This is a genomic window from Solibacillus sp. FSL K6-1781, from assembly GCF_038630735.1.
GTDB classification, from domain to species: Bacteria; Bacillota; Bacilli; order Bacillales_A; family Planococcaceae; genus Solibacillus; species Solibacillus silvestris.
This window is the reverse complement of the sequence record NZ_CP152038.1, coordinates 2595262-2619621: the sequence shown is the minus strand read 5'-3', so window position 1 is coordinate 2619621 and position 24360 is coordinate 2595262. Positions and strand designations below refer to the sequence as shown.

Annotated in this window: 27 protein-coding genes; 23 read left to right on the top strand and 4 right to left on the bottom strand. The window is 39.3% G+C overall.

Annotated elements, in window-relative coordinates:
• The first annotated feature begins 7 nt into the window (after window positions 1–7).
• From MHH37_RS13135 to MHH37_RS13100, 8 genes are all read left to right on the top strand, one after another.
• A complete protein-coding gene (locus tag MHH37_RS13135; protein ID WP_342573470.1) occupies window positions 8–1816 on the top strand; it encodes a peptide ABC transporter substrate-binding protein in 1809 nt (602 codons plus the stop codon).
• A gap of 177 nt (window positions 1817–1993) precedes the next feature.
• Window positions 1994–2938, top strand: coding sequence for an ABC transporter permease (locus MHH37_RS13130; protein ID WP_014823400.1), 945 nt, complete (start codon window positions 1994–1996; stop codon window positions 2936–2938).
• Complete coding sequence (locus tag MHH37_RS13125) at window positions 2938–3924, top strand: ABC transporter permease (protein ID WP_008407552.1); 987 nt, start codon at window positions 2938–2940, stop codon at window positions 3922–3924. The genes MHH37_RS13130 and MHH37_RS13125 overlap by 1 nt, the downstream gene beginning before the upstream one ends.
• Window positions 3925–3939: 15 nt before the next feature.
• Entirely contained in the window at window positions 3940–4986 is a 1047-nt protein-coding gene (locus MHH37_RS13120) for an ABC transporter ATP-binding protein (RefSeq protein WP_008407551.1), read from the top strand.
• Window positions 4979–5929: an oligopeptide/dipeptide ABC transporter ATP-binding protein gene (locus MHH37_RS13115; protein ID WP_342576255.1), complete on the top strand. Its 951-nt coding sequence runs from the start codon at window positions 4979–4981 to the stop codon at window positions 5927–5929. The genes MHH37_RS13120 and MHH37_RS13115 overlap by 8 nt, the downstream gene beginning before the upstream one ends.
• Window positions 5930–5932: 3 nt before the next feature.
• Entirely contained in the window at window positions 5933–6871 is a 939-nt protein-coding gene (locus MHH37_RS13110; protein WP_342573468.1) for an LD-carboxypeptidase, read from the top strand.
• Between the two features lie 4 nt (window positions 6872–6875).
• The gene (locus MHH37_RS13105) at window positions 6876–7661 is read left to right on the top strand and encodes a serine hydrolase (RefSeq protein WP_339262430.1); all 786 of its coding nucleotides are present in this window, start codon (window positions 6876–6878) and stop codon (window positions 7659–7661) included.
• A complete protein-coding gene (locus MHH37_RS13100; protein ID WP_342573467.1) occupies window positions 7658–8470 on the top strand; it encodes an NlpC/P60 family protein in 813 nt (270 codons plus the stop codon). Before MHH37_RS13105 ends, MHH37_RS13100 begins: the two co-directional genes overlap by 4 nt.
• 78 nt (window positions 8471–8548) lie before the next feature.
• On the opposite strand, the gene MHH37_RS13095 is transcribed toward MHH37_RS13100, so the two are convergent.
• The 4 genes from MHH37_RS13095 to MHH37_RS13080 form a co-directional block, all read right to left on the bottom strand.
• The gene (locus MHH37_RS13095) at window positions 8549–9124 is read right to left on the bottom strand and encodes a nucleotidase (protein WP_008408578.1); all 576 of its coding nucleotides are present in this window, start codon (window positions 9122–9124) and stop codon (window positions 8549–8551) included.
• 18 nt (window positions 9125–9142) lie between these two features.
• Complete coding sequence (gene ispG / locus MHH37_RS13090) at window positions 9143–10252, bottom strand: flavodoxin-dependent (E)-4-hydroxy-3-methylbut-2-enyl-diphosphate synthase (protein WP_008408577.1); 1110 nt, start codon at window positions 10250–10252, stop codon at window positions 9143–9145.
• 130 nt (window positions 10253–10382) lie between these two features.
• Window positions 10383–10718, bottom strand: a complete 336-nt coding sequence (locus MHH37_RS13085; RefSeq protein ID WP_008408576.1) for a hypothetical protein — start codon at window positions 10716–10718, stop codon at window positions 10383–10385.
• A 75-nt stretch (window positions 10719–10793) separates the two neighbouring features.
• A complete protein-coding gene (locus MHH37_RS13080; protein ID WP_342573464.1) occupies window positions 10794–11300 on the bottom strand; it encodes a DUF1189 family protein in 507 nt (168 codons plus the stop codon).
• A 142-nt stretch (window positions 11301–11442) separates the two neighbouring features.
• Between MHH37_RS13080 and MHH37_RS13075 the strand changes: the two genes are divergently transcribed.
• From MHH37_RS13075 to MHH37_RS13005, 15 genes are all read left to right on the top strand, one after another.
• Window positions 11443–11922 (top strand): DUF456 family protein, encoded by a 480-nt coding sequence (locus tag MHH37_RS13075; protein WP_014823406.1) that lies wholly within the window; start codon window positions 11443–11445, stop codon window positions 11920–11922.
• A gap of 242 nt (window positions 11923–12164) precedes the next feature.
• Window positions 12165–12770, top strand: coding sequence for a superoxide dismutase (locus MHH37_RS13070; RefSeq protein ID WP_342573462.1), 606 nt, complete (start codon window positions 12165–12167; stop codon window positions 12768–12770).
• Window positions 12771–13056: 286 nt separating this feature from the next.
• On the top strand, window positions 13057–13494 hold the full coding sequence (locus tag MHH37_RS13065) for a DUF1801 domain-containing protein (RefSeq protein ID WP_342573460.1): 438 nt from the start codon (window positions 13057–13059) through the stop codon (window positions 13492–13494).
• Between the two features lie 238 nt (window positions 13495–13732).
• Window positions 13733–14176: a universal stress protein gene (locus MHH37_RS13060; protein WP_342573458.1), complete on the top strand. Its 444-nt coding sequence runs from the start codon at window positions 13733–13735 to the stop codon at window positions 14174–14176.
• Window positions 14177–14365: 189 nt separating this feature from the next.
• Window positions 14366–16576 carry a penicillin-binding protein 2 gene (locus MHH37_RS13055; protein WP_342573457.1) on the top strand — a complete coding sequence of 737 codons (2211 nt, stop codon included), beginning with the start codon at window positions 14366–14368 and terminating at the stop codon, window positions 16574–16576.
• Window positions 16577–16628: 52 nt separating this feature from the next.
• Complete coding sequence (locus tag MHH37_RS13050; protein ID WP_342573456.1) at window positions 16629–17042, top strand: response regulator; 414 nt, start codon at window positions 16629–16631, stop codon at window positions 17040–17042.
• A gap of 159 nt (window positions 17043–17201) precedes the next feature.
• Window positions 17202–18173, top strand: coding sequence for a PstS family phosphate ABC transporter substrate-binding protein (locus MHH37_RS13045; protein WP_008408567.1), 972 nt, complete (start codon window positions 17202–17204; stop codon window positions 18171–18173).
• Between the two features lie 106 nt (window positions 18174–18279).
• Complete coding sequence (gene pstC / locus MHH37_RS13040) at window positions 18280–19224, top strand: phosphate ABC transporter permease subunit PstC (RefSeq protein ID WP_008408566.1); 945 nt, start codon at window positions 18280–18282, stop codon at window positions 19222–19224.
• A 1-nt stretch (window position 19225) separates the two neighbouring features.
• Entirely contained in the window at window positions 19226–20104 is an 879-nt protein-coding gene (gene pstA / locus MHH37_RS13035; RefSeq protein WP_008408564.1) for a phosphate ABC transporter permease PstA, read from the top strand.
• 54 nt (window positions 20105–20158) lie between these two features.
• Entirely contained in the window at window positions 20159–20932 is a 774-nt protein-coding gene (gene pstB, locus MHH37_RS13030) for a phosphate ABC transporter ATP-binding protein PstB (RefSeq protein WP_231918655.1), read from the top strand.
• A gap of 22 nt (window positions 20933–20954) precedes the next feature.
• Window positions 20955–21608 carry a phosphate signaling complex protein PhoU gene (phoU, locus tag MHH37_RS13025; protein WP_342573451.1) on the top strand — a complete coding sequence of 218 codons (654 nt, stop codon included), beginning with the start codon at window positions 20955–20957 and terminating at the stop codon, window positions 21606–21608.
• 153 nt (window positions 21609–21761) lie between these two features.
• Entirely contained in the window at window positions 21762–22190 is a 429-nt protein-coding gene (locus MHH37_RS13020; protein WP_342573450.1) for a GatB/YqeY domain-containing protein, read from the top strand.
• A 135-nt stretch (window positions 22191–22325) separates the two neighbouring features.
• The gene (locus MHH37_RS13015) at window positions 22326–22889 is read left to right on the top strand and encodes an NUDIX hydrolase (RefSeq protein WP_339262408.1); all 564 of its coding nucleotides are present in this window, start codon (window positions 22326–22328) and stop codon (window positions 22887–22889) included.
• 184 nt (window positions 22890–23073) lie between these two features.
• On the top strand, window positions 23074–23295 hold the full coding sequence (locus MHH37_RS13010) for a hypothetical protein (RefSeq protein ID WP_008408555.1): 222 nt from the start codon (window positions 23074–23076) through the stop codon (window positions 23293–23295).
• A gap of 165 nt (window positions 23296–23460) precedes the next feature.
• A complete protein-coding gene (locus MHH37_RS13005; protein WP_342573448.1) occupies window positions 23461–24246 on the top strand; it encodes a hypothetical protein in 786 nt (261 codons plus the stop codon).
• Window positions 24247–24360 lie beyond the last annotated feature (114 nt).

Sequence of the window (24360 nt, the reverse complement as noted above, 5' to 3'; positions counted from 1 at the left end):
AAATGAGTTGAAGAAATCTTTATTAGCGTTACTGTGTATGTTTGTGCTTGTATTAGCAGCTTGTGGGGATTCATCCGATTCTGGTGAAACATCAGAATATCGAACAGTGTATTCCGGAGAAATTAAGACACTGAATTATTTAAAAACAGCAGAAACAAATGAATTTGCATTATCTGCAAACTTAGTAGAAGGTCTAATAGAATATGACCAATATGGAGTAGTTAAGCCTGGATTAGCCGAAAGCTGGGAATCCAATGAAGACGCGACTGTATGGACATTCAAACTTCGTGATGATGTAAAGTGGGTAGACCATGAAGGAAAAGATGTAGAGAATGTTATTGCACAGGACTTTGTAGATGGTTTGAATTATGTGCTTGATGCGAAAAACGAATCTTCGACAGCGTGGATTGCAACAGTCGTGAAAAACGGCGATGCCTTCTACAACGGCGAAGTAACGGATTTTTCACAAGTAGGTATTAAAGCAATCGATGAAACGACACTTGAATACACATTGGAAGCGCCGACACCATACTTTTTATCGATGCTGAACTATGTATGTTTCTTCCCTGTGAATGGGGAGTTCTTAGCTGAAAAAGGTGATGCTTTCGGAACGACTCGTGAGAATATTTTATATAATGGCGCATATATTTTAGATAAATTCGAACCTCAGAATGAGCGTGTACTTGTGAAAAACGACGCTTACTGGGATAAAGAAACAGTGAAAATCGATCGTATTCGCTATAAATACAATAAGGAAGCGGCAACTGTTGCACCTGAACTGTTCCTACGCGATGAGATTGATGGGGCATTAATACCGACATCCATTTTGGATGAATGGTTAAACAGTGACGACAAAAAAGATTTAGTACGCCAAAATACTAATAACTTCTACACATACTTCTATGCATTAAACTTTGATCCGCAATATGATGCAGAGTATGAGCCTGAAAACTGGAAAGTAGCAGTAAATAATAAAGATTTCCGTAAATCGCTTTATCATGCATTTGACCGTGTATCAGCGATGTTAACGATCGAGCCTTACAATCCACAAGACTTATTGTCAAATACAATTACACCAAAGAACTTTGTGGATGTGGAAGGTGTAGATTACACAATGCTTGAGCCACTAAAAGCAATTACAGAAACAGATTCATTCAACAAAGATTTAGCTCTAGAGCATAAAGAGGCGGCATTGGCAGCATTGGCTGGTAAAGCAACATTCCCTGTAAAGGTATTATTACCTTACAACTCTGGTTCACCAGAATGGGCAAACCGCTCACAAGTAGTGGAACAGCAGCTTGAAAACCTTTTAGGTGCTGATTACATCGATGTGGAACTATATGCAGGTCCTGCGACAGGATTCCTTGGTGAAGTACGTCGCCCTGGTAAGTTCTCAATGATCGAAGCAAACTGGGGTCCTGATTTTGCTGACCCGTCAACGTATACAGATCCATTTACAGAAGGCGGAACATATAACAAGCCGGAAATGGCAGAAGGTTATAACAGTGAATATAACAAGCTGGTTGAAGCTGCAAAAGCAGAAGTAGATCCGGCAGTTCGTTATGAGCTATTTGCAAAGGCAGAGGCATTTTTAATTGAGGAAGCATTTGTTATTCCGTACGCTGTAGGCGGCGGAGGTTACACTGCTTCAAAGTTAAATCCATTTGAATCACAATATTCGCCATTTGGTGTTACATCCGAGAAGTTTAAAGGTCAGTCTATCCTAGAAAAGCCAATGAGTAATGAAGAATTTAAGTCTGCTAAAGAGGCATGGGAAAAAGAACGTGCGGAAGCTTTAGCAAACACTTCTAATTAATACGTAGGCATTTTAAATGGAGTTAGATTAGGAGATGACAGGATGTTTCTGCATCTCCTTTCTACTTTTATGCCTCATTTTTGGAGGTGTCACGGATTCAATAAGTATTGGGCGCTAGCGACAAACCGATCCGGACGTCAATACGCCGAGGAATTGATTACTGAGGAGGGAACGTGTTTGGTAAAGTATATTGCGAAACGATTCGCGCAATCCATATTGACGTTATTCATCATCATTACAATAGTTTTCTCCCTGTTACGATTAATGCCTGACGAAGGCTATCTAGGCGCAGCAGCAGAAAAAATGTCGCCTGAACAACAGGAAATCTATTTAACAAATCTTGGCTTACGGGATCCGTTATTAGTCCAATTAAAAAACTTCTACGTTGACCTTATTCAAGGCGACTTAGGGAAATCGATTACATACCGTACAGATGTACCAGTACTTGACATTATTCAAGATAAAATGATGTATTCCATTTTGTTTGGATTAGGGGCTGTAGCACTCTCATTATTAGTTGGGGTACCGTTGGGCATTTTAATGGCCCAGTTTAAAGGGCGCTGGCTCGACCGGCTCGGCACAGGCTATATTGTTATTGTTGTAGCAGTACCGGCGATGGTGTATTTCCTCATGATTCAAATGTATATTTCAGAATGGTTCAACTTGCCGATGCTGTTTGATGAATACAATCCACGGAGTTTTATTTTACCGTTAATCTGTTTGGCGCTTGGTCCGATTGCGTCATATGCAATGTGGATGCGACGCTATATGGTGGATGAGCTGAACAAGGATTATATTAAGCTGGCACGGGCAAAAGGTGTGACAGAGCGTACGATTATGTTCCGCCATGTGATGAGAAATGCCTTTATACCAATGGCTCAATATTTACCGGCAACAATTTTATTTACGATTACCGGTTCGATTTATATTGAATCATTATTTTCGATTCCAGGTATGGGTGGATTGCTTGTAGATGCGATTCAGCGCCAGGACAACAATGTCGTACAAGGTTTAGTGCTTGTATTTTCTTCACTAGGGATTATTGGATTAATTTTAGGGGACTTACTGATGGCAATTGTTGACCCTCGAATTAAACTAGGGAAAGGGGACAGTGTACGCTAATGGGAATTTTCACGAAGGAGATTCAGAATATTTCGGAAAAATCAACAGAACAGCTGCATGATCAGATGTTTGACTTTGCCGCTGTCGATGATGCAAAAGCGGAAGAAACAGCTTATTCCAATTATTCTTATTGGCGTTCGACCTTCCGCTCCTTTAGTAAAAATAAAATTGCTGTTTTTTTGCTTGTATTTGTCATCGTATTGATCGCATTTACATTCGTCCAACCTTATTTACCAGATCAAAAATCACCGACTCAAATTTATTTGAATCCGGACACTGGAATGCAGGACCGGAATGTTGCTCCAAATGATGAATATATTTTTGGGACAAACTCCATCGGTCAGGATTTATGGTCCCGAATTTGGGAAGGGACAAGGACATCCTTATTTATCGGTTTTGCTGTAGCGATTATTGAAGTGCTGATCGGTTTTACAGTTGGTGCGTTATGGGGCTATTCCCGAAAACTCGAGGCGCCGATCACCCAGCTTTACAATATCGTGGATAATATTCCGACAACGATTGTGCTGATCTTAATGGCGTATATTTTGCGACCTGGCGTATCGACGATCATTATTGCCATGTGTATAACCGGTTGGGTTGAAATGGCTCGCTTCCTGCGAAACCAGATTGTCATACTGCGTGACCGGGAGTACAATCTGGCTTCTAAAACATTAGGAACACCCGGCTATAAAATTATACTGAAAAATCTGCTCCCATATTTAATTTCGGTCATTATGCTGCGAATGAGTTTAGCAGTGCCAGCAGCAATTGGTGCGGAAGTATTTTTAACTTATATCGGCCTTGGATTGCCGGTAAGTGAGCCATCATTAGGAAATCTGATCAATGAAGGAAGAGTATTGATGATGTCACCGGATTTACGCTATCAGCTAATTTTCCCAAGTATCGTGCTGAGTGTCATAACGATTGCCTTTTATATTATCGGGAATGCTTTTGCGGATGCGGCAGATCCGAAAAATCACGTTTAAAGAGGAGGGCGTTATATGGAACAGGAAAAGATATTATCCATCGAAAATCTAGTCATAAAATTTAAACTGCGTGGACAAACATTGACGGCTATCCGTGATATTTCGCTCGATTTATATAAAGGGGAAAGTCTTGCAATCGTAGGGGAATCAGGTTCAGGAAAATCGGTATTAGTAAAATCAATTATGGGTCTGCTTGATAAAAACGGCTATATTGCAGATGGACAAATTCACTTTGACGGCCATGATTTATCGAAATTTAAAACAGAGGCGGATTGGCTGAAAGTTCGCGGCAAAAAAATCGCAATGGTTACACAAGACCCGATGACCTCCCTTAATCCGCTGAAAACTATCGGAAAACAAATTGAGGAAAGCGTTGTGCTGCATCAAGGGTTAAAAGGAAATGATGCATATGAAAAAACATTACAGCTGTTGCGTGATGTAGGAATTCATGATGTTGCACGCCGCTATAAGCAATACCCGCATGAATTTTCCGGCGGGATGCGTCAGCGCATTGTGATAGCGATCGCTGTTGCCTGCAACCCGCAAATTTTGATATGTGATGAGCCGACAACTGCACTCGATGTAACGATCCAGGCACAAATATTGCAGCTGTTAACCAATTTACAGGAGAAATATTTGCTGTCGACAATATATATTACCCATGATTTGGGAGTTGTTGCAAAAGTCGCGGACCGGATTGCAGTTATGTATGCCGGGGATATTATTGAAGTTGGACAAACTGAGGAAGTATTTTTCGATGCAAAACATCCGTATACATGGGCTTTAATTTCTTCACTCCCTCAATTGGGAAATAAGGGCGAGGAATTATATTCAATCAAAGGAACACCGCCGAATTTATTTAAAGAAATCAAGGGCGATGCGTTTGCGCCGAGGAATCAATATGCACTGAAAATCGACTTTGTAGAACGTCCGCCTTTTTTCAAAGTGACGGATACCCATTATGCACGCACATGGCTCCTTGATCCAAAAGCACCGAAAGTAGAACCCCCTGAAGTGTTGCAAGCATTTTTTGCAGAAGGGAGACAATATGCAAATGACTAAAAACAGTAAAGAAAAACTCATTGAAGTGAAAAATATTGATATCGTTTTTGGACAAGGAAAAAAGCAGTTCAAAGCAGTAGATGATGTGAGCTTCGATATATATAAAGGTGAAACATTTGGGCTTGTTGGAGAATCCGGTTCAGGAAAAACAACGATCGGACGTGCGATTATGCGCATTAATCCGATAACAAACGGAGAAATTCTGTTCCATGGAAAACCGATCAATGGTCGTATTACCAGCGATTGGGATCATGAAATTACCCAAAAGATTCAAATGATTTTCCAGGACCCCGGTGCTTCTTTAAATGAGCGGGCAAAGGTTGACTATATTGTTTCGGAAGGCCTGATTAATAATAAAAGGTACGGCAATGAACAGGAGCGGATCGATAAAGTAAAAAAAGCATTACTGGAAGTCGGACTGCTGCCGGAATTTGCCTCACGTTTCCCGCATGAGTTTTCTGGAGGACAGCGTCAACGGATTGGTATTGCCAGAGCGCTCGTCATGGAACCGGAATTTATCGTAGCGGATGAACCGATATCTGCACTGGACGTTTCGATTCGTGCTCAAGTATTGAACTTATTGTCCAGCTTACAGGAACATCGTGAGTTGACCTATTTATTTATCGCTCATGACCTGTCAATTGTCCGCTTTATTACAGATCGTACGGCGGTCATTTATAAAGGGAAAATCGTTGAACTGGGTGAAACGGAAAAGCTGTTCAACAATCCGCTGCATCCATATACGAAAGCATTGCTGTCAGCCGTTCCGGAACCGAATCCGCTAAAGGAACGAAGAAAAAAGCTGCAAGTATATGATCCGACTGTCCATCAGTATGAAATGGACCCACCTGAATTTGTTGAAATTGAAGAGGGACATTTCGTATTGGCCAATCAAGAAGAGCAGGCACAGTATCGGGCGGTGCTTGCCGGAAGTGGAGTGTAGACGATGGCAATGATAATTCCGAAGTCACTGAAAAAAGGCGATACGGTAGCATTAATCAGTGCATCCGGAGCAACACCGGAACACCGTATCGAACGTGCAATCCAGGCAGTGGAGAAGTTGGGTTTCCGTGTAGTAGTAGGAGAAACGTGCAGAGCGCGACACGGTTATTTTGGAGGCAGTGATAATCTGCGTGCAAAAGAACTGAATGACATGTTCCGCAACCCTGAAATAGACGGTATTTTTTGTATTCGCGGGGGCTATGGAGCGACAAGGATTTTACCGATGCTTGATCTGGAAATGATTAAAGAAAACCCGAAAGTATTTGCAGGCTACAGTGATGTTACAGCACTGCATATTGTATTCAATCAACACTGTGGATTTGTAACGTACCATACACCGATGCCGTCAACAGAATTTATTCGTCCTGAAATGGATGACTATACATGGACGTATTTTATCAACAGTGTCACCAATACCGGATGGAGTGATTATTTCCTGGAAAATGCGGAAGGCCAGAATATGAACACCGTTGTTCCTGGTATGGCTACTGGTGAATTAGTGGGAGGCAATTTAACACTTGTCAACGCATCTCTGGGGACACCATACGAGATCGATCTGAACGGGAAAATTCTATTTTTGGAAGACATAGATGAGAATGTACAACGGATCGACCGAATGCTTACACAGCTTGCATTGTCAGGGAAACTCCAGCAGCTGTCAGGTATTTTGCTGGGTGGTTGGACGGATTGTGGGCCAATGGATATAAATAATGAAGAAAATAATTTAAGTTTGGATGCTGTATTTGAAGAAATTTTAGTGCCATTGAATATTCCCATAATAAAAGATGTAACATGTGGTCATGTGCTGCCGACGATGTCATTGCCGCTTGGTAAAACCGTAACGATCGATGCAACGAATAGATCGATTCAGGTTGTAGGTTAGTCCGATGCATAAACAACTTGATCGCATCATTGCACAATGCCCGTATAAAGTCCATGTCATTGTCGAAGACTACAAAACGAACGAAATCGTCTGGAAAAATCGGGCTGAGGAAATCTTCAGCAGTGCAAGTATAATCAAAGTGCCGATTCTCATTGCTATATTAGCTCATTTGCAAAAAACGAACGGCAGTTTAAATCAGGTTTTCAAAATTGCGCCGGAAAACATGGTCGATTTCAGTGTCATTACAGAGCAGAAGCAAATACGAGCTACACTGCATGAACTGTTACTTTGGATGACGATTACAAGTGACAACACAGCAACAAACGTATGTATCGATCTATTAGGCATGGACGCATTCAATGACTATTTTAATGAAATCGGCTTACATAATACTCGGGTCCAGCGGAAGATGATGGATTTTGAACGTCAAAAGCTCGGCTTTGATAATGTAACAACAGCACAGGATATGCAGCAGCTTTTCCGGAAAATTTATAGAGGTACGCTTCTTACAAGTGAATGGAATGCAGTTGCACTTGATATATTAAGCAGACAGCGCAGTCACGAATCACTCAAACGCTATATCGCAGATGATGTGAAGATGGCCCATAAAACAGGCGGTCTCGATACTGTGGATCATGACACAGGAATTGTATTTTTAGAAGTTCGCGATTATTTTATCGGGGTATTCATTACAGAAGTGACCGATAATGATAAAGCGAGACAAACGATTGGTGCTATTTCTAAAATTGTCTATGAGCATTTTACAAAACAGGAGGAGGGAACCGATTGAATGCCGTAGTGAAAACAAAAATTGCGAGTTTACATGCAGAACCTGACACGCATTCTGAATTAATCGATGAGGTGTTGTATGGGATGCCGGTCGAGGTACAGGAAGAAATTGATGAAACTTGGGTCAAAATCCTTACTTTTTACCGTTACGAAGGCTATACATTAAAATCCAACTTGCATATTGGAAGTGAACCTACTGTAAACTGGGTATATGAAGCGAATGATGTCGTTATTCAAAGCTTTGCCGATGTTCTTGCAGCCCCTAAAATACAAAGTGAAAACATCATGACATTGACGCGGGGTGCTTTTATAAAAGTTGTACTGGAAGCAGGACTTGATACAGCTTGGGCAAAAGTGCAGCTTGTTACAGGGGAAGAAGGGTATGTACGGTCAGCCTGGATCCAGGATCGAGTTAAAGTATATACGGCAAATGAAGCTTTATTTCGCAAGCAAGTTGTGGAAACGGCTTTTCGCTATATGGGAACTCCATACCGCTGGGGCGGTAAAACACCTTTAGGCATTGACTGTTCAGGACTTGTTTCGATGGCCTATATGCTGAATGGCGTCTATATTTTCCGAGATGCGAAAATAGTGGAAGGTTTCCCGTTAAGAAAGATAGAACGCGAAAATTTAAAGCCGGGGGATCTAATTTTCTTCCCTGGCCATGTAGCGATGTATATTGGTAATAATGAGTATATCCATTCGTCGCTAGGAGGAAACGAAGTCAATGTAAACAGCCTGAGCTTGCAGCATGAAAATTACCGCGAAGACTTGGCGACAACAATTACGGAATATGGCAGTATTTTTTAATACAAAATTAAAGGGTCCACCCAGCATAATTATTGCTGAGTTGACCCTTTTGGTTATTGTAGAATTGGTTTTGTACAACTAAAAGTTTTTAAGAATCCAATCGTTTGCTTCTACCCAATTACTAACGCGAATGACGTTATTCGGAACCGACATTTGATTGTACGGTGTATCAAATAAAATGACAGGAATTTTAAGCTCTTCGGCAATTTCCACTGCATTATCATGTTTGTCTTCGAAAAAAGCTTCTACTCCATGCTTTTTTGCGATGGCAATTTTGTTATGACTGCCGATACATTCGATATGGTCATAAGGTACTTTAAATTGATCAAACCAGTTTTTTGTAATATCGAAAACATTTTCTCCACGCGCAGAAATATAATAAAGCTCATACTGGTTTTGCCATGCTGTTAAAATGCGATGTGCATCTGCAGCAAGCTCACTTACTTCATACATTCGTGGCTCATTTTCTTTAAACCAGGCCTGAAACTGTGCGCGGTCTACAGGGTGTGGAAAGCCACTTAAAAAATCATATTCCGTTACATCTTGTAGCGTCATATTAATATTGTATTGTTTATTAATATGTGGAATTAATGTAGCAGGACATGTGACAGTCCCATCAATATCAATGCCGAACCGATGTTTTAAGTTTGTCATTTCCATTACCTCATTTCTTTACACGCTTGCATTTATTTCTGCTTCGCGCTTTGCAACCATTTCAGCAGCTAATTTATCGATTTCTTTCTTCAGTTCTTCCACCATTGTTTCTTCAGGAACTTTACGAACTGTTTTACCTTTCATGAATAACAGCCCTTCGCCACGTGCACCGGCAATACCGATATCCGCTTCACGTGCTTCTCCAGGACCGTTTACCGCACAGCCTAAAACGGCTACTTTTAACGGAACATTCAGTTTAGAAATATATTCTTCTACTTCGTTGGCAATCGAAATTAAATCAATTTCAATACGGCCGCAAGTCGGACATGAAATTAATGTCGCCATGTTTGATGCCAAGCCAAATGATTTTAATAATTCACGAGCTACTTTAATTTCTTCCACTGGATCTGCAGATAATGAAATACGTAATGTATTCCCGATCCCTTTAGATAAAATCGCACCTAAACCGGCAGCTGATTTAACAGTACCGGCAAATAATGTACCTGATTCTGTAATTCCTAAATGCAGTGGATAATTGAATGCTTGTGCAGCTTTCTCATATGCTTCAATAGCCAAATTTACGTCCGATGCTTTCATCGAAACAATAATGTCATGGAAATCCAAGTCTTCTAAAATTTTAATGTGGTGCAATGCAGATTCTACCATTCCATCTGCAGTAGGGTAGCCGTATTTTTCGAGGATATGGCGCTCTAAAGAACCAGCGTTAACACCGATACGAATCGGAATACCTTTTGCTTTTGCGGCATTTACAACTGCCTCTACTTTTTCGCGGCGCCCGATGTTACCCGGGTTGATACGTACTTTATCGATGCCACCTTCAATGGCTTTTAGTGCTAATTTGTAATCAAAGTGAATATCCGCTACTAATGGGATATTAATTTGTTTTTTTATTTCAGGTATTGCATTTGCAGCACGCTCATCCGGTACTGCAATACGTACGATCTGACAACCTGCCTCTTCTAAACGTTTAATTTCGGCAACTGTTGCTTCTACATCATGTGTTTTCGTCGTACACATACTTTGGATTACGACTTCGTTATTACCACCAATTGTTAAGTTACCGACACGCACAGGACGTGTTTTCGTACGGTGAACGATTTCACTCATGAAAAATTCTCTCCTTTTCAGGCTTTTAATGTGGTTATATCACCTATATAGATATAACGATATGTAAGCCGTCACTGTTCCTTATTTTATCAGTGTATGAAAAGAAGAACAAGGAAGAAACATTATGAATTCAATTTAGACAATTTTCCTTCACGTTCGAGATGATTGGGATGAGGACAGTATCTCCTGGTACAAGTGGCTGTAAATTCAAATGCGGGTTAAGTTGATAAAATTGGGCAAGTCTTTCAGGAAAAGTGGTTTTAATAGGCGAGGGAGTTGCTGAGAATAGGCTGTAAATTGTATCGTCCTGCTGGATTTTTACGACTACATAGCTTTCTTTTTCCGCTTCCTCACATGATTGAGGAGCAGCATAAAAGGATGCTAATGGGAGCGTACCTTCCTGTAAATCTACTTTAATGACAAACGCAAACAACAAAAGCACAATGGAAGCTATTAAAAAGCGCAATAAAATCCTCCTTATCTCTCTACAATTTAACTCGTTAATAGATTGTTAAACTATATGATTCATAAGGAGAATTTATTATTTTTGTACGGGATATTTTGTTAAGGCAACGATTATAAAGAGCATCGTAATAAAAATACTGCTAAGCGTGACTACAGTTTGAGAGAGGATAAACAGATTTCCGAACATCGTTAGAAATGTTCCCCATGTACTTGCAAAAACAGCTGTTCGCCATACTTGCCGATATTCACCGCGCCGTCTCATCGGCCTAACGAAAAACAAACCTGCAAGTGCATATAAACTTACCTTAATAAAATAGATCGCCGTATTTAGTACGAATAAAAATACAATGGCAATCGGGTAAACAATCCATTGAATATTTTGTGCATACTGTTCAATTTCCGAATAACCGAAAATTTCGGCTGTCCCTGTATTGATAAATTGGCCGAATGAAAAAGCGGTAATAAGGGTAATCATTAAAAAGGCATACTGCATCACTTTTCCAATTGATAGAATTCGATAGGCGCCCAGTTTTTTAGGGCTTGTTAAACTATGTATAAGTAACTGCATATGTGAAATTTTCATTGTTGGTTGCTCCTTTACAAAGGTAGTGTAACATGAAAAAAATTCGATTTGAACTCGGAATAGAAAATTGAATCTTTTCTTTGTTTATTACGTATAATCTGTGAACACATATAAGAAGAAAATTTGAAAGGATGTGAAATGGTTGGACATTATTGCATGGACACTTATTATTGCGCTGTTTATTATCGCGTTTATCGGTTTAGTATATCCAATTATCCCATCTGTCTTATTTTTGTTGGGCGGGTTTATCGTTTATGGGCTATTTTACAGTTTTACCGAATTGCCGTGGTGGTTCTGGTTAATTGAGTTATTATTTGTTGCACTGTTATTTGCGGCAGACACGATCTCGAACCTAATTGGAGTGAAAAAATTCGGCGGATCAAAAGCAGGGATGTGGGGAAGTACGATTGGTTTATTGATCGGGCCATTTGTTATACCGTTTGCCGGAATTATCGCAGGGCCCTTTATCGGTGCGATCATTGGCGAGTTAATTGTGACACGAAGCAATCTACAGCAGGCGATTAAAGTTGGCGTTGGTTCTGTTGTCGGATTTTTAACATCGGTGGTAACGAAAGGTATTATTCAAGTCATTATGATTGTCTTGTTTTTTATTGCTATTTAGTTTCTTTTATTAATTGAAGTAGATTTAATTGATGGGGAGCAAATATTTGTAAAATCGATCGGATATCGCTTACACTAGTAGAGGAAAGATTACAAACACAGGTGAGACGAGTAATCCACAGCCTTTCCGTCAAAAGACTGAAATGCAAATATTACTGTTTTTTTCATTGAATGAGCAATCATTTTTTGATAACCTAGTACTGTAATCAACATTAATTACTTGTTCCAGGGAGGAATATTATCATGGCATTCAAATTACCAGAATTAACTTACGCTTACGACGCATTGGAACCACATATCGATGCAAAAACAATGGAAATTCACCATTCTAAACACCACAATACTTACGTAACAAACTTAAACGCAGCAGTAGAAGGTACTGAATACGCTGACAAAGACATCAACGAGTTAATCGCTAACATCGATGCTTTACCAGCTGACAAACAAACTGCTGTACGTAACAACGGTGGCGGACATGCTAACCACACATTATTCTGGGAATTAATCGCTCCAGGCGGTTCTAACACTCCAGTAGGTGAAGTAGCTGCTGCAATCGATGCAAAATTCGGTTCATTCGACGCTTTCAAAGAAGAATTTGCAAAAGCTGCAACAACTCGTTTCGGTTCAGGTTGGGCTTGGTTAATCGTTGATGGTGACGGTGTAGCTGTTACTTCAACTCCAAACCAAGACTCTCCAGTAATGGAAGGTAAAACACCAATTCTAGGCTTAGACGTTTGGGAGCACGCTTACTACTTAAACTACCAAAACCGTCGTCCAGACTACATCGGTGCATTCTGGAACGTAGTGAACTGGGACGTAGTAGAAGCTAAATACCAAGCTGCAAAATAATATGCGAAGAAGTAGCTATATACTAAACGGACAACCAGTTTGCGACGAAAGCGAAGCGACAGGAGCACTTCTGGGACGTAGTAGAAGCTAAGTTCCAAGCTGCAAAATAATTAAATTTGCACATTCAAATTTAATTATTTCTGTACCGAAAGCGAAGCGGCAGGTACAAAATATTTTAAACGTAAAACGCATGAGAAGTTCATTACTTCCATGCGTTTTTTTATGTATTTTTTTACAGTTATCTGCTACGCTCAAAATAGTAAATAGAATTGGGGTGCGACAGTGGATGATTGATGAATTTATTGCACAAATTGATGAGAAGTGGCACGGTGCTTTTATCAAATTAATGGAGGCGATTGATGAGAACTTGCCGCCAGGGTTTGAAAAGTCAATTGATAGGAATATGATCGCATATAATGTACCATTAACTACCTATCCAAAGGGGTATCATGTAACACCGAACACGCCCTTACCGTTTTTGGCCCTTGCTCCACAAAAGCGCCATATTGGCCTTTATCATATGGGCATCTACAGTAATCCTGAACTTCTCAAATGGTTTCAGGAAGCCTATGCCGAAGCGGTTCCGACAAAACTAAATATGGGGAAAAGCTGTATTCGCTGGACCTCGACAAAACATATCCCCTATGAACTGATCGGGGAACTGAGCAAAAAAATGTCGGTAGAGCAGTGGATTGCTGCCTATGAAAATGAAATACAGAGATAAATAAAGAAGGACAAACGAGCGGACATTTCCTTGATCGTCCTGTCTTATTGCTCGACATCTTGCATGGTTCCAGTGAATGGAACAAGATGCAGGTAGTCCAGCTTAATAATTGTATTTTCTAAAAGGCTTTGTACCTTCGGTTGCAGAGCTTTTTTTTATATTTTATTCTTCCTTATATAGTCGTAAGTACACCTAAACTAAGCTACTTGTGAATAAAGTAAAGAGAGGTGAGGAATAAATGAGCATGACGTACAAAAATATACTAGTTGCCGTGGATGAAACGAATGAGTCGCTGATTGCTTTTAGAAGAGCTGTGCAAGTGGCACTGGGTAATGTCGGAAGTAAGCTGTATATTGTTCATGTAATTGATACCCGTTCCTTTGCATTTTCAGAAGGCTATAACTTTGATATGGCGGAAAAAATTACGAATAATAAAAAGGATTTGTTAGATAGTTATGAAAAAAAAGCGCAGCAGTCAGGCTTGGTAAATATAAAAAAACTTATTGAATACGGAACGCCTAAGCACGTCATTGCACGTGATATCCCTCAGCAGGAAAAAATTGATTTAATTATTTGCGGTGTAACCGGAAAAGGGGAATTAGCCCGCCTTTTCCTTGGATCTGTATCGGAAGGGATATTAAGAAATGCCCGCTGTGACGTTCTTGTTGTAAGAAATTCCTAAAAAGTTGACGAAGCTCCACGTAATTTTCGTGAAGCTTCTTTTTTGTGAAACTTTATAAAAGTACAGCCGTCTAAAAGATGAATAATAAAAATCTGAACTCTTTTTTCATGGAGTTTTCAGTGTTATACTAAAAGCTATGACTATACATTCATGTACACGATACATAAAGTAAGGAAGGGGAAGAGTTCTTTGCGCAAAATTACGCAAAATCGTCAGCAAAATCCGAAGGCAAAGCAACGGGCAAGTTTAACTTTTCGGATGAATATCCTTTTCTTTTCAATATTTGTTTTGTTCTCAGTACTAATATTTCGTCTAGGATATATACAAATTGTAAAAGGTGAAGATTATGTGCGTGCATTAGAGCGTACAGAGGAAGTGCGGGTAAATACTAGTGTGCCCCGTGGCCGTATTTTTGACCGTTATGGTCGTATTTTAGTTGATAATCAGCCTGAAAATGCGATTACGTATACAAAAATGCAAACAACAAAATCCGCTGAAATGCTTGAAATTGCAGAAAAACTTGCAAATCTCATCGAGCAGCCGACAGAAAAAGTAACACAGCGCGATAAATTAGATTTCTGGATTTTACGGAATCCGGAAAAAGCAAAAGAAAAAGTAACACAAAAGGAAATGACGAAATTCCAACTTGAAAATGAAGAATTAGAAACGAAGGAAATCAATAAAGAGTATGATCGACGGATTCGGGATCGGATTACAGATGAAGAACTGGAACAGCTTACCGACTTTGACCTGGAAGTTCTCGCGATTTATCGTGAAATGATGACGGGCTATAATTTATCACCGCAAATTATTAAAGGTGAGAATGTTACACCGGAAGAATTTGCTCGCGTTTCAGAACAATTGGCGGATCTGCCTGGTGTGAATACGACAACCGATTGGAAACGCGTACGATTATCACCATTAGCGATTTTAGGTCGAACAACGGTACCAAGCAAAGGTGTACCAAAATCGAAACTGGACTTTTATTTAGCACGTGATTATTCTCGGAACGACCGTGTTGGGGAAAGTTATTTTGAAGCAGAGTATGAAGAAATTTTGCAAGGTGAAAAATCAGTCGTTAAAAACATAACGAATAAAAAGGGCCAAGTAGTTGAAACGATGACGACTTTCGCAGGGGAGCCCGGCAAAGATTTAGTAACAACAATCGATGTGGAACTGCAGCAAAAAGCTGATGAAATTTTGGAGAAGTATTTATTGGAATTAAAAGCTAAAGGTGGTTCTCAATTATTGGACCGCGGATTTTTAGTTGCAATGAGTCCAAAAACCGGAGAGCTATTATCTGTAGTCGGCAAGAAAATAGAAAAAGATAAAGACACTGGCAAACCTTATATTGTTGACTATTCTTACGGTACATTCACTTCAGCATATGAAGCAGGGTCAACTGTAAAAGCAGCAACCGTTTTAATGGGCTACAATGAGGGAGTTATTAAACCGGGGACGGTTATGCTCGATTCACCAATGCGAATCGGGAATATTACACTGAATACTTTATTCAATAAGACTGGTAGTGTCATGCTGGATGATTTAACGGCATTGGAACGTTCATCAAACGTCTATATGTTCAAAATTGCGATGGGTATTGGCGGCCGTACGTATTCACCAGGAATGCGCTTTAGTTTAGCTTCGGGTACATTGCAAACAATGCGAAATGAGTATGCTCAGTTTGGACTAGGTGTGCCAACGGGGATCGACCTTCCTGGGGAATCGACAGGCTATCAGGCAGACCCGGATACCGATGTAAAACTATTAAACTTGGCGATCGGCCAGTTTGATACGTATACAACGATGCAATTGGCACAATATATTTCAACGATTGCAAACGGTGGTTACCGTATTCAACCACGCATGTTAAAAGAAATACGCAACCCTTCTAAAGATGGCGAGTATTTAGGGCAAGTTGTGGAAGAAGTAGCACCTAAAATTTTAAACAAAATCGAAAACAGCCAAGGAGAAATTGAACATGTACAAGAAGGTCTGCGCCGAGTTTACTTCGGGGCAAATGGTTCTGCCCGCCGTCAGTTTGAAACAGCAGATTATACAGCTGCTGGTAAAACGGGTACAGCCGAGGTAGTTTACTATGGACCGCAGCGTGATAAATGGAAAACTAACACGATCAATATTGTCCATGTAGGCTACGCACCATATGATGATCCTGAAATTGCTTATGCAGTCATTTTTCCATGGGCAACAACGAACTTTACAAATAACTATTTACCACAGGCGAATTTGACAGCACGTGAATTAGTAGATTCCTATTTTGAACTGAAAAATAAATATGCAGAAGAGGGCTTATCTACAAGTAAAGTAGAAAAACCGATCATCAAGCATTCAGATGAAAAGCTGGATGAGGATGAAGAGGTTGAAACTGTAAATGAATAAAATTATGATCCCGTAGTTTCTGACTACGGGATTTTTTTTAGGAGAAGATTTAATGAGAAAGAAGATAATACATATTGTTGTGATCATCGGTGCCCTAAGTAATGCAGCGATTCTAGCATCCATGGATTTGCCGGCATGGCTCATTATTTTAATGTCGGTAATCTATATTGTTATTTTTGAAGGGCTCCTGCTTGTACTGGAGCCCCGTTTAGTCCGTGCCGAACGCGAGCGGAATGTTAAAGCCTATCCTTTTTTACGAGAATTGGTTGACGCAAAAAAAGCGACGGTTACAATGCGCGACGGTTCGGTGTTATATAATGCTACGTTCGAAGGCTATGCCCATCCAAAAGATGCGAAAACCATTTTACTTTATGTACATAAAGTAAAGACGAAAAAGGAAAAAGCAGCCTATAAGGAACATCCTATTAAACTTATTAACATTAAAAGCGTAAAAAAGATTCAATAAGAAGAAAATGAGACAATTTGCCGGGAAATCCTGTAAATTGTCTTTTTTATTTACAAAGCTTTACATTCAATTAACTGCGGAATTATATAAGCTTAACAATTTGTGACTATAGTTGGAATTGTAAGAAAAACATCTATTAAACAAGCGGAGGAATTACAAATGAAAAAGTGGCAGTACTTAACATCAACAGCTTTACTAGGTTCAGCAATTCTTTTAGGAGCATGTGGTGGAGAAGAAAATAATGATGAAACATCAACATCTGCACAAACAAACACTGAACAAGCTGAAACTGGCAGCGCACAATTGACAGGTAACGTAGTAGGCGATGGTTCGTCAACAGTTGCTCCAATTACAGAAGCATTAGTTGAAGAATACGCGGGCGTACAAAAAGATGTACGCGTAGCAGTTGGTGTATCTGGTACAGGCGGCGGATTCGAAAAATTCATCAATGGTGAAACGGATTTCTCAAACGCTTCTCGTCCAATCAAAGATACTGAAATGGAAGAGCTTAAAAACGCAGGAGTAGAATATACAGAATTTGAACTTGCTTACGACGGTTTATCGGTAGTTGTACACCCTGAAAATACTTGGGCAAAAGATTTAACAGTTGACCAATTAAAGAAGATTTGGATTGAAGATGGTTCTACGAAAAAATGGTCTGATATTGATCCTTCATGGCCGGATGAAGAAATTGTATTCTACTCACCAGGTTCTGACTCAGGTACGTATGATTACTTTGATGAAGTCATTTTAGACGGTGAAGACATTGTTAAAACAGCAACATTATCTGAAGATGACAATGTGTTAGTACAAGGTGTAACAGCAGATAAAAATGCAATCGGCTATTTCGGATACGCATACTACCTGGAAAATAAAGATAAATTACAAGTTGTAACTGTTGACGGTGTGGAACCGACAAACGAAACAATCGAATCAGGTGAATATTCACCATTATCACGACCACTTTTCGTTTATGTGAAAAACAGTGCACTTAAAGACAATGAAGCTACATATGACTTCATGAAATTTACACTTGAAAATGCTGGTGAAATGGCAGAAGTAGTAGGGTATGTGAGCTTACCAGATGAAAAGTATGAAGAAGCTCTAAAAGAGTTAGAAGGATTAAAATAATTACGATGTTTAATAGTGTGGGGTGGCTCTCATGCCTCCCCACACGTTTTTTAATGATGAAAATTGACCGATTATTTATATAGATGACTGGAAGGAGTTTTCGCACATGGCTCTTAAACAACAGGAGCAAGTAAGTGTCCAACAATTAATCGAGCGTTCGCGCAATCGCAAAGGAAAGAAAGTAATCGAAAAGTTAGTACCAATCGGGTTATTTTTAGCAGCAACAATTTCGGTTCTTACGACGTTTGGGATTGTATTTACACTAATATTTGAGACATTTGAATTCTTCACGCGAGTGTCGATTACCGATTATTTATTTGGTACAGAATGGCTGCCATTCTCAGGTAAGGAGCCATTGTATGGAGTATTACCATTAATATTCGGGACATTTAAAATAACACTGATTGCTATTATTGTAGCGGTACCATTCGGTTTGGGCGCTGCCATTTATTTAAGTGAATATGCATCAGAACGTGTACGAAAAATTATTAAACCGATTTTAGAAGTACTGGCAGGTGTACCAACAATTGTTTACGGGTTTTTTGCCTTAACATTTATTACACCCATTTTACAGGCCATTATTCCCGATTTGAAAATATTTAATGCAATAAGCCCCGGAATTGTTGTCGGAATCATGATACTGCCAATGATCACATCCATGTCCGAAGATGCAATGAGCTCTGTTCCAAGTTCGATTCGTGAAGGTGCGTTAGGGTTAGGGGCGACAAAATTCGAAGTAGCAGTTAAGGTTGTGCTGCCAGCCGCATTATCAGGTATTGTCGCTTCTGTCGTATTAGGTATTTCCCGGGCAATAGGGGAGACGATGATTGTTTCACTGGCAGGCGGATCTACACCAAAATTCGACTTTGGCTTTACTGATTCGATTCAAACAATGACTGCTTATATCGTGCAAGTAACGACAGGTGATGCCGGTTACGGTACAACTATTTACTACTCAATTTACGCAGTAGGGTTTACATTGTTTATTTTCACTTTAGCAATGAACTTGCTTGCAACCTACATTTCAAAACGCTTCCGAGAGGAGTATTAATATGCGCTATATACAAGAAGATTTAGTGATGAAGCGGATGAATAAACGCCTCAATTCGAATAAAATGTGGAAAATAATTTTCATTATTGCTACAAGTTTTGCCCTTGTTTCTTTAGGTATGTTACTATACCGAATTTTGTCGCAAGGAATTGGTTTTTTAGATATGAATTTCATTACAAACTTCGCGTCACGTATTCCCGAAAATGCAGGGATTAAAGCAGCACTAGTCGGATCATTATGGCTGATGAGCGTTGTTGCCCCTGTCTCGATTATTTTAGGGGTAAGTACAGCGTTGTATTTAGAGGAATATGCAAAGCAAAACAAATTAAATGATTTTATCCGCATAAATATTTCTAACTTGGCAGGGGTTCCTTCAATAGTTTTCGGTTTACTCGGATTAACAATTTTCGTCCGACTGTTTGGATTTGAAAAAAGTATTTTGGCAGCCGGACTGACGATGAGTCTACTCATATTGCCTGTTATTATTGTTGCGGCTCAAGAAGCGATCCGCTCGGTACCAAATGAACAGCGCGAAGCTTCATACGGAATGGGCGCTACGAAATGGCAAACGATTGTTCGGGTCGTACTGCCGGCAGCTATTCCGGGAATTTTAACAGGTAGTATTTTAGCGTTATCTCGAGCAATTGGTGAAACAGCACCATTAGTAGTAATCGGTATTCCAGTCATTCTGCAGTTTTTACCAACAGGATATCTCGATACATTTACCGCATTGCCGATGCAGATTTTCGACTGGGCAAAACGTCCGCAAGAAGCGTTCCAGTATGTGGCTTCAGCAGGAATTATCGTATTAATGATTTTCTTATTAACGATGAATTCCATTGCAATCTTTATTCGAAATAAATTCCAAAAACGTTATTAGGAGTGAAATGGAATGGTTCAAGTATTAACGAAAAATAATGTGCGTCAATCTGCAATGGGAATCGAACAGAATCAAGCGAATGTCATGCAGTCCAATAATTTTAATTTATGGTATGGGGATCACCATGCTTTAAAAGATATCAACTTAGACATGAAGGAAAACGAAGTAACGGCAATTATCGGTCCTTCCGGCTGCGGGAAATCGACATATATAAAAGCATTAAACCGTATGGTAGAACTTGTGCCAATCGTACGGACATCAGGAGAAATCAATTATCGCGGCCGTAATATTTTTTCAAACGGCTATGAAGTGGAAGAACTGCGCACGAAGGTCGGCATGGTGTTTCAAAAACCGAATCCGTTTCCAAAATCGATTTATGATAATATCGCATACGGACCACGAATACATGGAATTAAAAATAAGAAAATCCTGGATGAAATTGTGGAAAAGTCACTGCGAGGTGCAGCCATCTGGGATGAGGTAAAAGACCGTTTAAATCAAAATGCCTATGGGTTATCAGGCGGTCAGCAGCAGCGTATTTGTATCGCACGCTGTTTGGCAATCGAACCGGATGTCATTTTAATGGATGAGCCGACTTCAGCGCTTGACCCAATTTCAACATTAAAAGTTGAAGAGCTTGTACAACAGATGAAAGAACAATATTCAATCGTCATTGTGACACATAATATGCAGCAGGCTGCACGTATTTCCGACAAAACGGCCTTCTTCCTGAACGGGGAAGTAGTAGAGTTTGATAAGACAGATATCATTTTCTCGACACCGTCAGATCAGCGCACCGAAGACTATATTTCCGGTCGATTTGGATAATGAGAAAAGGAGAATGATAACGATGATTCGGGAGCGTTTTGAACATGATCTAATAGCGGTACAGCAAGATTTAATGGAACTGTGTGATTTAAGTATTCATTCATTGCAGGAGTCTTTTAAAGCTTTTTTAAAAAAGGATATTGATTTGGCGCTTCAAGTTATAGAAACCGATCCGAAGATTAATCGGTTGGAGGAAATAATCAATGACCGTGTCATTTTACTCATTGCAAAACAACAGCCTGTTGCGACAGATTTACGCCGTTTAATTGTTGTGATTAAAGCAGCAACGGATATGGAACGCATAGGTGATCATGCGGTCAATATCGCAAAGGAAACAATTCGAATCGGAAAAACACCATTTGTCACGAGCGTGGAGCCGATTGAGGAAATGTTCCATAAAACAATTTTAATGCTGCGCCAAATTGTCGACGCCTTTTTAGAGGAGAATACAACTAAGGCAAAAGAAATTGCAAAACTGGATGATGAGGTCGACGAATTAACAGGCAATATACTGAGTAACTTAATGAAGTTGTCTGTTTCCAATGAGCAAGTGGCACAAGTGACGAGTTTATCATACGTATGCCGCTGTATCGAACGTTCGGCAGACCACGCAACAAATATAGCCGAGCATTTATTCTACCTTGTAAAAGGGAAGCATTATGAATTGAATAATTAAATGTAAAAAGTATAGTGAGGAGACTTTCTATACTTTTTTTCTTTAATCAAACAAATTTGTTCATGAATAATTTATGTAATGAAAGGGTACATGGTACAATGAAGGTAATTCAAATAAGTCATGTACTTATTTAAATGTAAAGGGGTAGACAGCATGTTAAAAACAATTGTATTTGACCAATTAAAGCAAGCGATGAAAAACAAAGATGTATTGGCTAAAGGGGTATTAACTTTAGTGAAGTCCGCTTTGGATTCTGCAGAAAAGGAAAAAGGTGCGGAATTGACGCCACAGGAAGAAATTGCTGTCATTAATCGTGAAATTAAGCAGACAAACCAGTCACTAGAAGGTGCAAAGCAAGCAGACCGTCCAGATTTAATCGAAAAAGAGGAAGCAAAATTAGTCATTTTAAAAAGCTTCTTACCAAAACAGTTAACAGAGGAAGAAATTTCAGCTGAGCTTCAGGCAGCTGGTATTACTTCAGGCATGAATATGGGGGATGCAATGAAAATTGCAAAGCCTTTACTTGATGGAAAAGCAGACGGAGCGACAATTTCAAAAGTTGTCAAAATGCTCATTTCCTAAAATGAAAATAAGCATTGTCAAGTAACAGAAAAGGAGGTGTGCCGCAATTAATTGACGGTCACGTCCTTTTCGCTATATTTTTCTAAAATTATAACGCTTACACTACAAAAAGGAATTAGGATAGGGAGGATTAAAATGACCTTACATGAACAAATTGAACTGTATGTACCTTACAATGAACAGGAAGCAAAAGATCGAGACATCATTTTACGTGCAATGGCTAGTTTATCGGATGTCCTGACAAGAAATAATGAAGTTCTGCATTTTACTGCTTCAGCTTTTGTATTCAATCCAGACCGCACCCGTGTACTGATGGCTCATCATAATATTTATAATTCATGGGGCTGGATGGGCGGTCATGCAGACGGCGATCCTGATTTATTTAATGTAGCGAAAAAAGAGCTGATGGAAGAAGCAGGTCTTACAGAAGCAAAAGCAATACAGGACGATATTATTTCGCTTGACATCCTGCCGGTTATCGGTCATATGAAAAACGGAAAATATGTTGCAGCACATTTACATTTTAATGTGACTTATATATTTGAAGTGGAAGATGAAGCGACATTTAAAGCGAAGCTTGATGAAAACAGTGAAGTCGGTTGGATCGCAATGGACGAAGTTGCCGAAAAATGTACGGAAGCGCATATGATTCCAATCTATGAGAAAATTATAGAGAAGGTAAAAAAAATCGGCTGTTAAACGATAGGCTGAAATGGATAACATTTTTACTAAAGACTGATTTTTTCCATACGGAGATTTTCTGGATTCAACTCGCTGATATACAGAAAAACACAAACGAATGCTGAAATTGAAATAATTTCACAAAATTAAACAACCGTGTGCTAAAATAACGTTGTATAAACAAAAGGGAGGCTATTTTCAAATGGCGAAAAAAGTAAAAGAATATAAAATTAACCCAGATCGAGTGGAAGAAGCATTATTAGTACAAAACCGTATGCTTCTTGAATTATTGGTTCAAGTTTTAGATGAGCAACTAGTAATTGAACGTCCAATTTTACACGAACGTTTAGGAAACCTAATCGAGCTTTCAGACAACGATCGTGATTTAAAAGATACTTTACACGGTTTAACTCAAAAATTATAATTACATACATTTATGTGTGGTGCGGTATCCTAGTGATACCGCTTTTTTTTGCAGAAAAAAACGATTATAAAGTTAGTTATTCGCCCACAGTTTAAATTACTACTTTTTAATTTTAATCTTCGCTATACTATCGGTATTGATTTGAAAACAGATGGAGGGTTTTACATGACAAATGAATATAAGACTGTATTAACAGATGAAATTCTTCATTTTTTATATCGTAATGCATCTTTTCAAGCTTTAGAAGAAAATGAGCAGCAACAGTTTTTGGAGAAATTCGGTAAACAACCATTATTCATAGAGGTTATCGAAATTGCAATTGCACTTGAAGAAATGATTGCAGAAGTGGAAGCAACGATGCCGAAAATACAGGATAAAGATTATTTATTCCCGATTGAGCAACAAAAGCAATTACTGAAAGATCGGACTGTTATTGATGGCAATGTACTGTATGTGCCGTTTGAAGAGATGAAAAATCTTTATTCGCCCATGATAGTCATCCTACAGCAATCTGACGCAATGCAGGGGGTTGAAGCCTTTACAAAAGGGACCATTTTACCGCTATTTAATTTATGTGCTGTCCAAAAGCGTGATTTAATCATACTTCCGTTTAGTAATAAACCGGCACAACCGCTTCTTTTTAAAAATGGAACACTTGAAATTGAAATGTTCGATCAATTTCTGCAGCACTTTTTAACTGGAGACGCTCAAATTATGCCGGCTATAGACAAGGCGATTGAACTTTTTACCCAAGACAACATTGGCCATCAGCGGGATCTTATGATTATTACGGATAATCAATTTAGCGATTTCCATAAACTGAATCAAGAAGTTGCTGCCGGAAAAATGCAGGAATTTGAGATCGATCTCGCGGTCATCGCGATGAGCGAAACCGACTTTGAAAAACAGCCGATTTCCTTTGCAGACAAAGTATTTTTTGCCAACGATTAATGAAACGAATCCGTTTTGGGTTCGTTTTTAATTTGCCCAATTTTGTTACACACAAGGAATTTTAAAAGGGGATGCGGAATAATTAAAATAAGGATACATAAATAGAGAGAAATG

Coding starts and splice junctions, on each gene's coding strand:
- MHH37_RS13125 (WP_008407552.1), top strand. CDS start 2,938: ATGGGAATTTTCACGAAGGAGATTCAGAATATTTCGGAAAAATCAACA.
- MHH37_RS13120 (WP_008407551.1), top strand. CDS start 3,940: ATGGAACAGGAAAAGATATTATCCATCGAAAATCTAGTCATAAAATTT.
- MHH37_RS13115 (WP_342576255.1), top strand. CDS start 4,979: ATGACTAAAAACAGTAAAGAAAAACTCATTGAAGTGAAAAATATTGAT.
- MHH37_RS13110 (WP_342573468.1), top strand. CDS start 5,933: ATGGCAATGATAATTCCGAAGTCACTGAAAAAAGGCGATACGGTAGCA.
- MHH37_RS13105 (WP_339262430.1), top strand. CDS start 6,876: ATGCATAAACAACTTGATCGCATCATTGCACAATGCCCGTATAAAGTC.
- MHH37_RS13095 (WP_008408578.1), bottom strand. CDS start 9,124: ATGACAAACTTAAAACATCGGTTCGGCATTGATATTGATGGGACTGTC.
- ispG (WP_008408577.1), bottom strand. CDS start 10,252: ATGAGTGAAATCGTTCACCGTACGAAAACACGTCCTGTGCGTGTCGGT.
- MHH37_RS13080 (WP_342573464.1), bottom strand. CDS start 11,300: ATGAAAATTTCACATATGCAGTTACTTATACATAGTTTAACAAGCCCT.
- MHH37_RS13070 (WP_342573462.1), top strand. CDS start 12,165: ATGGCATTCAAATTACCAGAATTAACTTACGCTTACGACGCATTGGAA.
- MHH37_RS13065 (WP_342573460.1), top strand. CDS start 13,057: ATGATTGATGAATTTATTGCACAAATTGATGAGAAGTGGCACGGTGCT.
- MHH37_RS13060 (WP_342573458.1), top strand. CDS start 13,733: ATGAGCATGACGTACAAAAATATACTAGTTGCCGTGGATGAAACGAAT.
- MHH37_RS13050 (WP_342573456.1), top strand. CDS start 16,629: ATGAGAAAGAAGATAATACATATTGTTGTGATCATCGGTGCCCTAAGT.
- MHH37_RS13045 (WP_008408567.1), top strand. CDS start 17,202: ATGAAAAAGTGGCAGTACTTAACATCAACAGCTTTACTAGGTTCAGCA.
- pstC (WP_008408566.1), top strand. CDS start 18,280: ATGGCTCTTAAACAACAGGAGCAAGTAAGTGTCCAACAATTAATCGAG.
- pstA (WP_008408564.1), top strand. CDS start 19,226: ATGCGCTATATACAAGAAGATTTAGTGATGAAGCGGATGAATAAACGC.
- pstB (WP_231918655.1), top strand. CDS start 20,159: ATGGGAATCGAACAGAATCAAGCGAATGTCATGCAGTCCAATAATTTT.
- phoU (WP_342573451.1), top strand. CDS start 20,955: ATGATTCGGGAGCGTTTTGAACATGATCTAATAGCGGTACAGCAAGAT.
- MHH37_RS13020 (WP_342573450.1), top strand. CDS start 21,762: ATGTTAAAAACAATTGTATTTGACCAATTAAAGCAAGCGATGAAAAAC.
- MHH37_RS13015 (WP_339262408.1), top strand. CDS start 22,326: ATGACCTTACATGAACAAATTGAACTGTATGTACCTTACAATGAACAG.
- MHH37_RS13010 (WP_008408555.1), top strand. CDS start 23,074: ATGGCGAAAAAAGTAAAAGAATATAAAATTAACCCAGATCGAGTGGAA.
- MHH37_RS13005 (WP_342573448.1), top strand. CDS start 23,461: ATGACAAATGAATATAAGACTGTATTAACAGATGAAATTCTTCATTTT.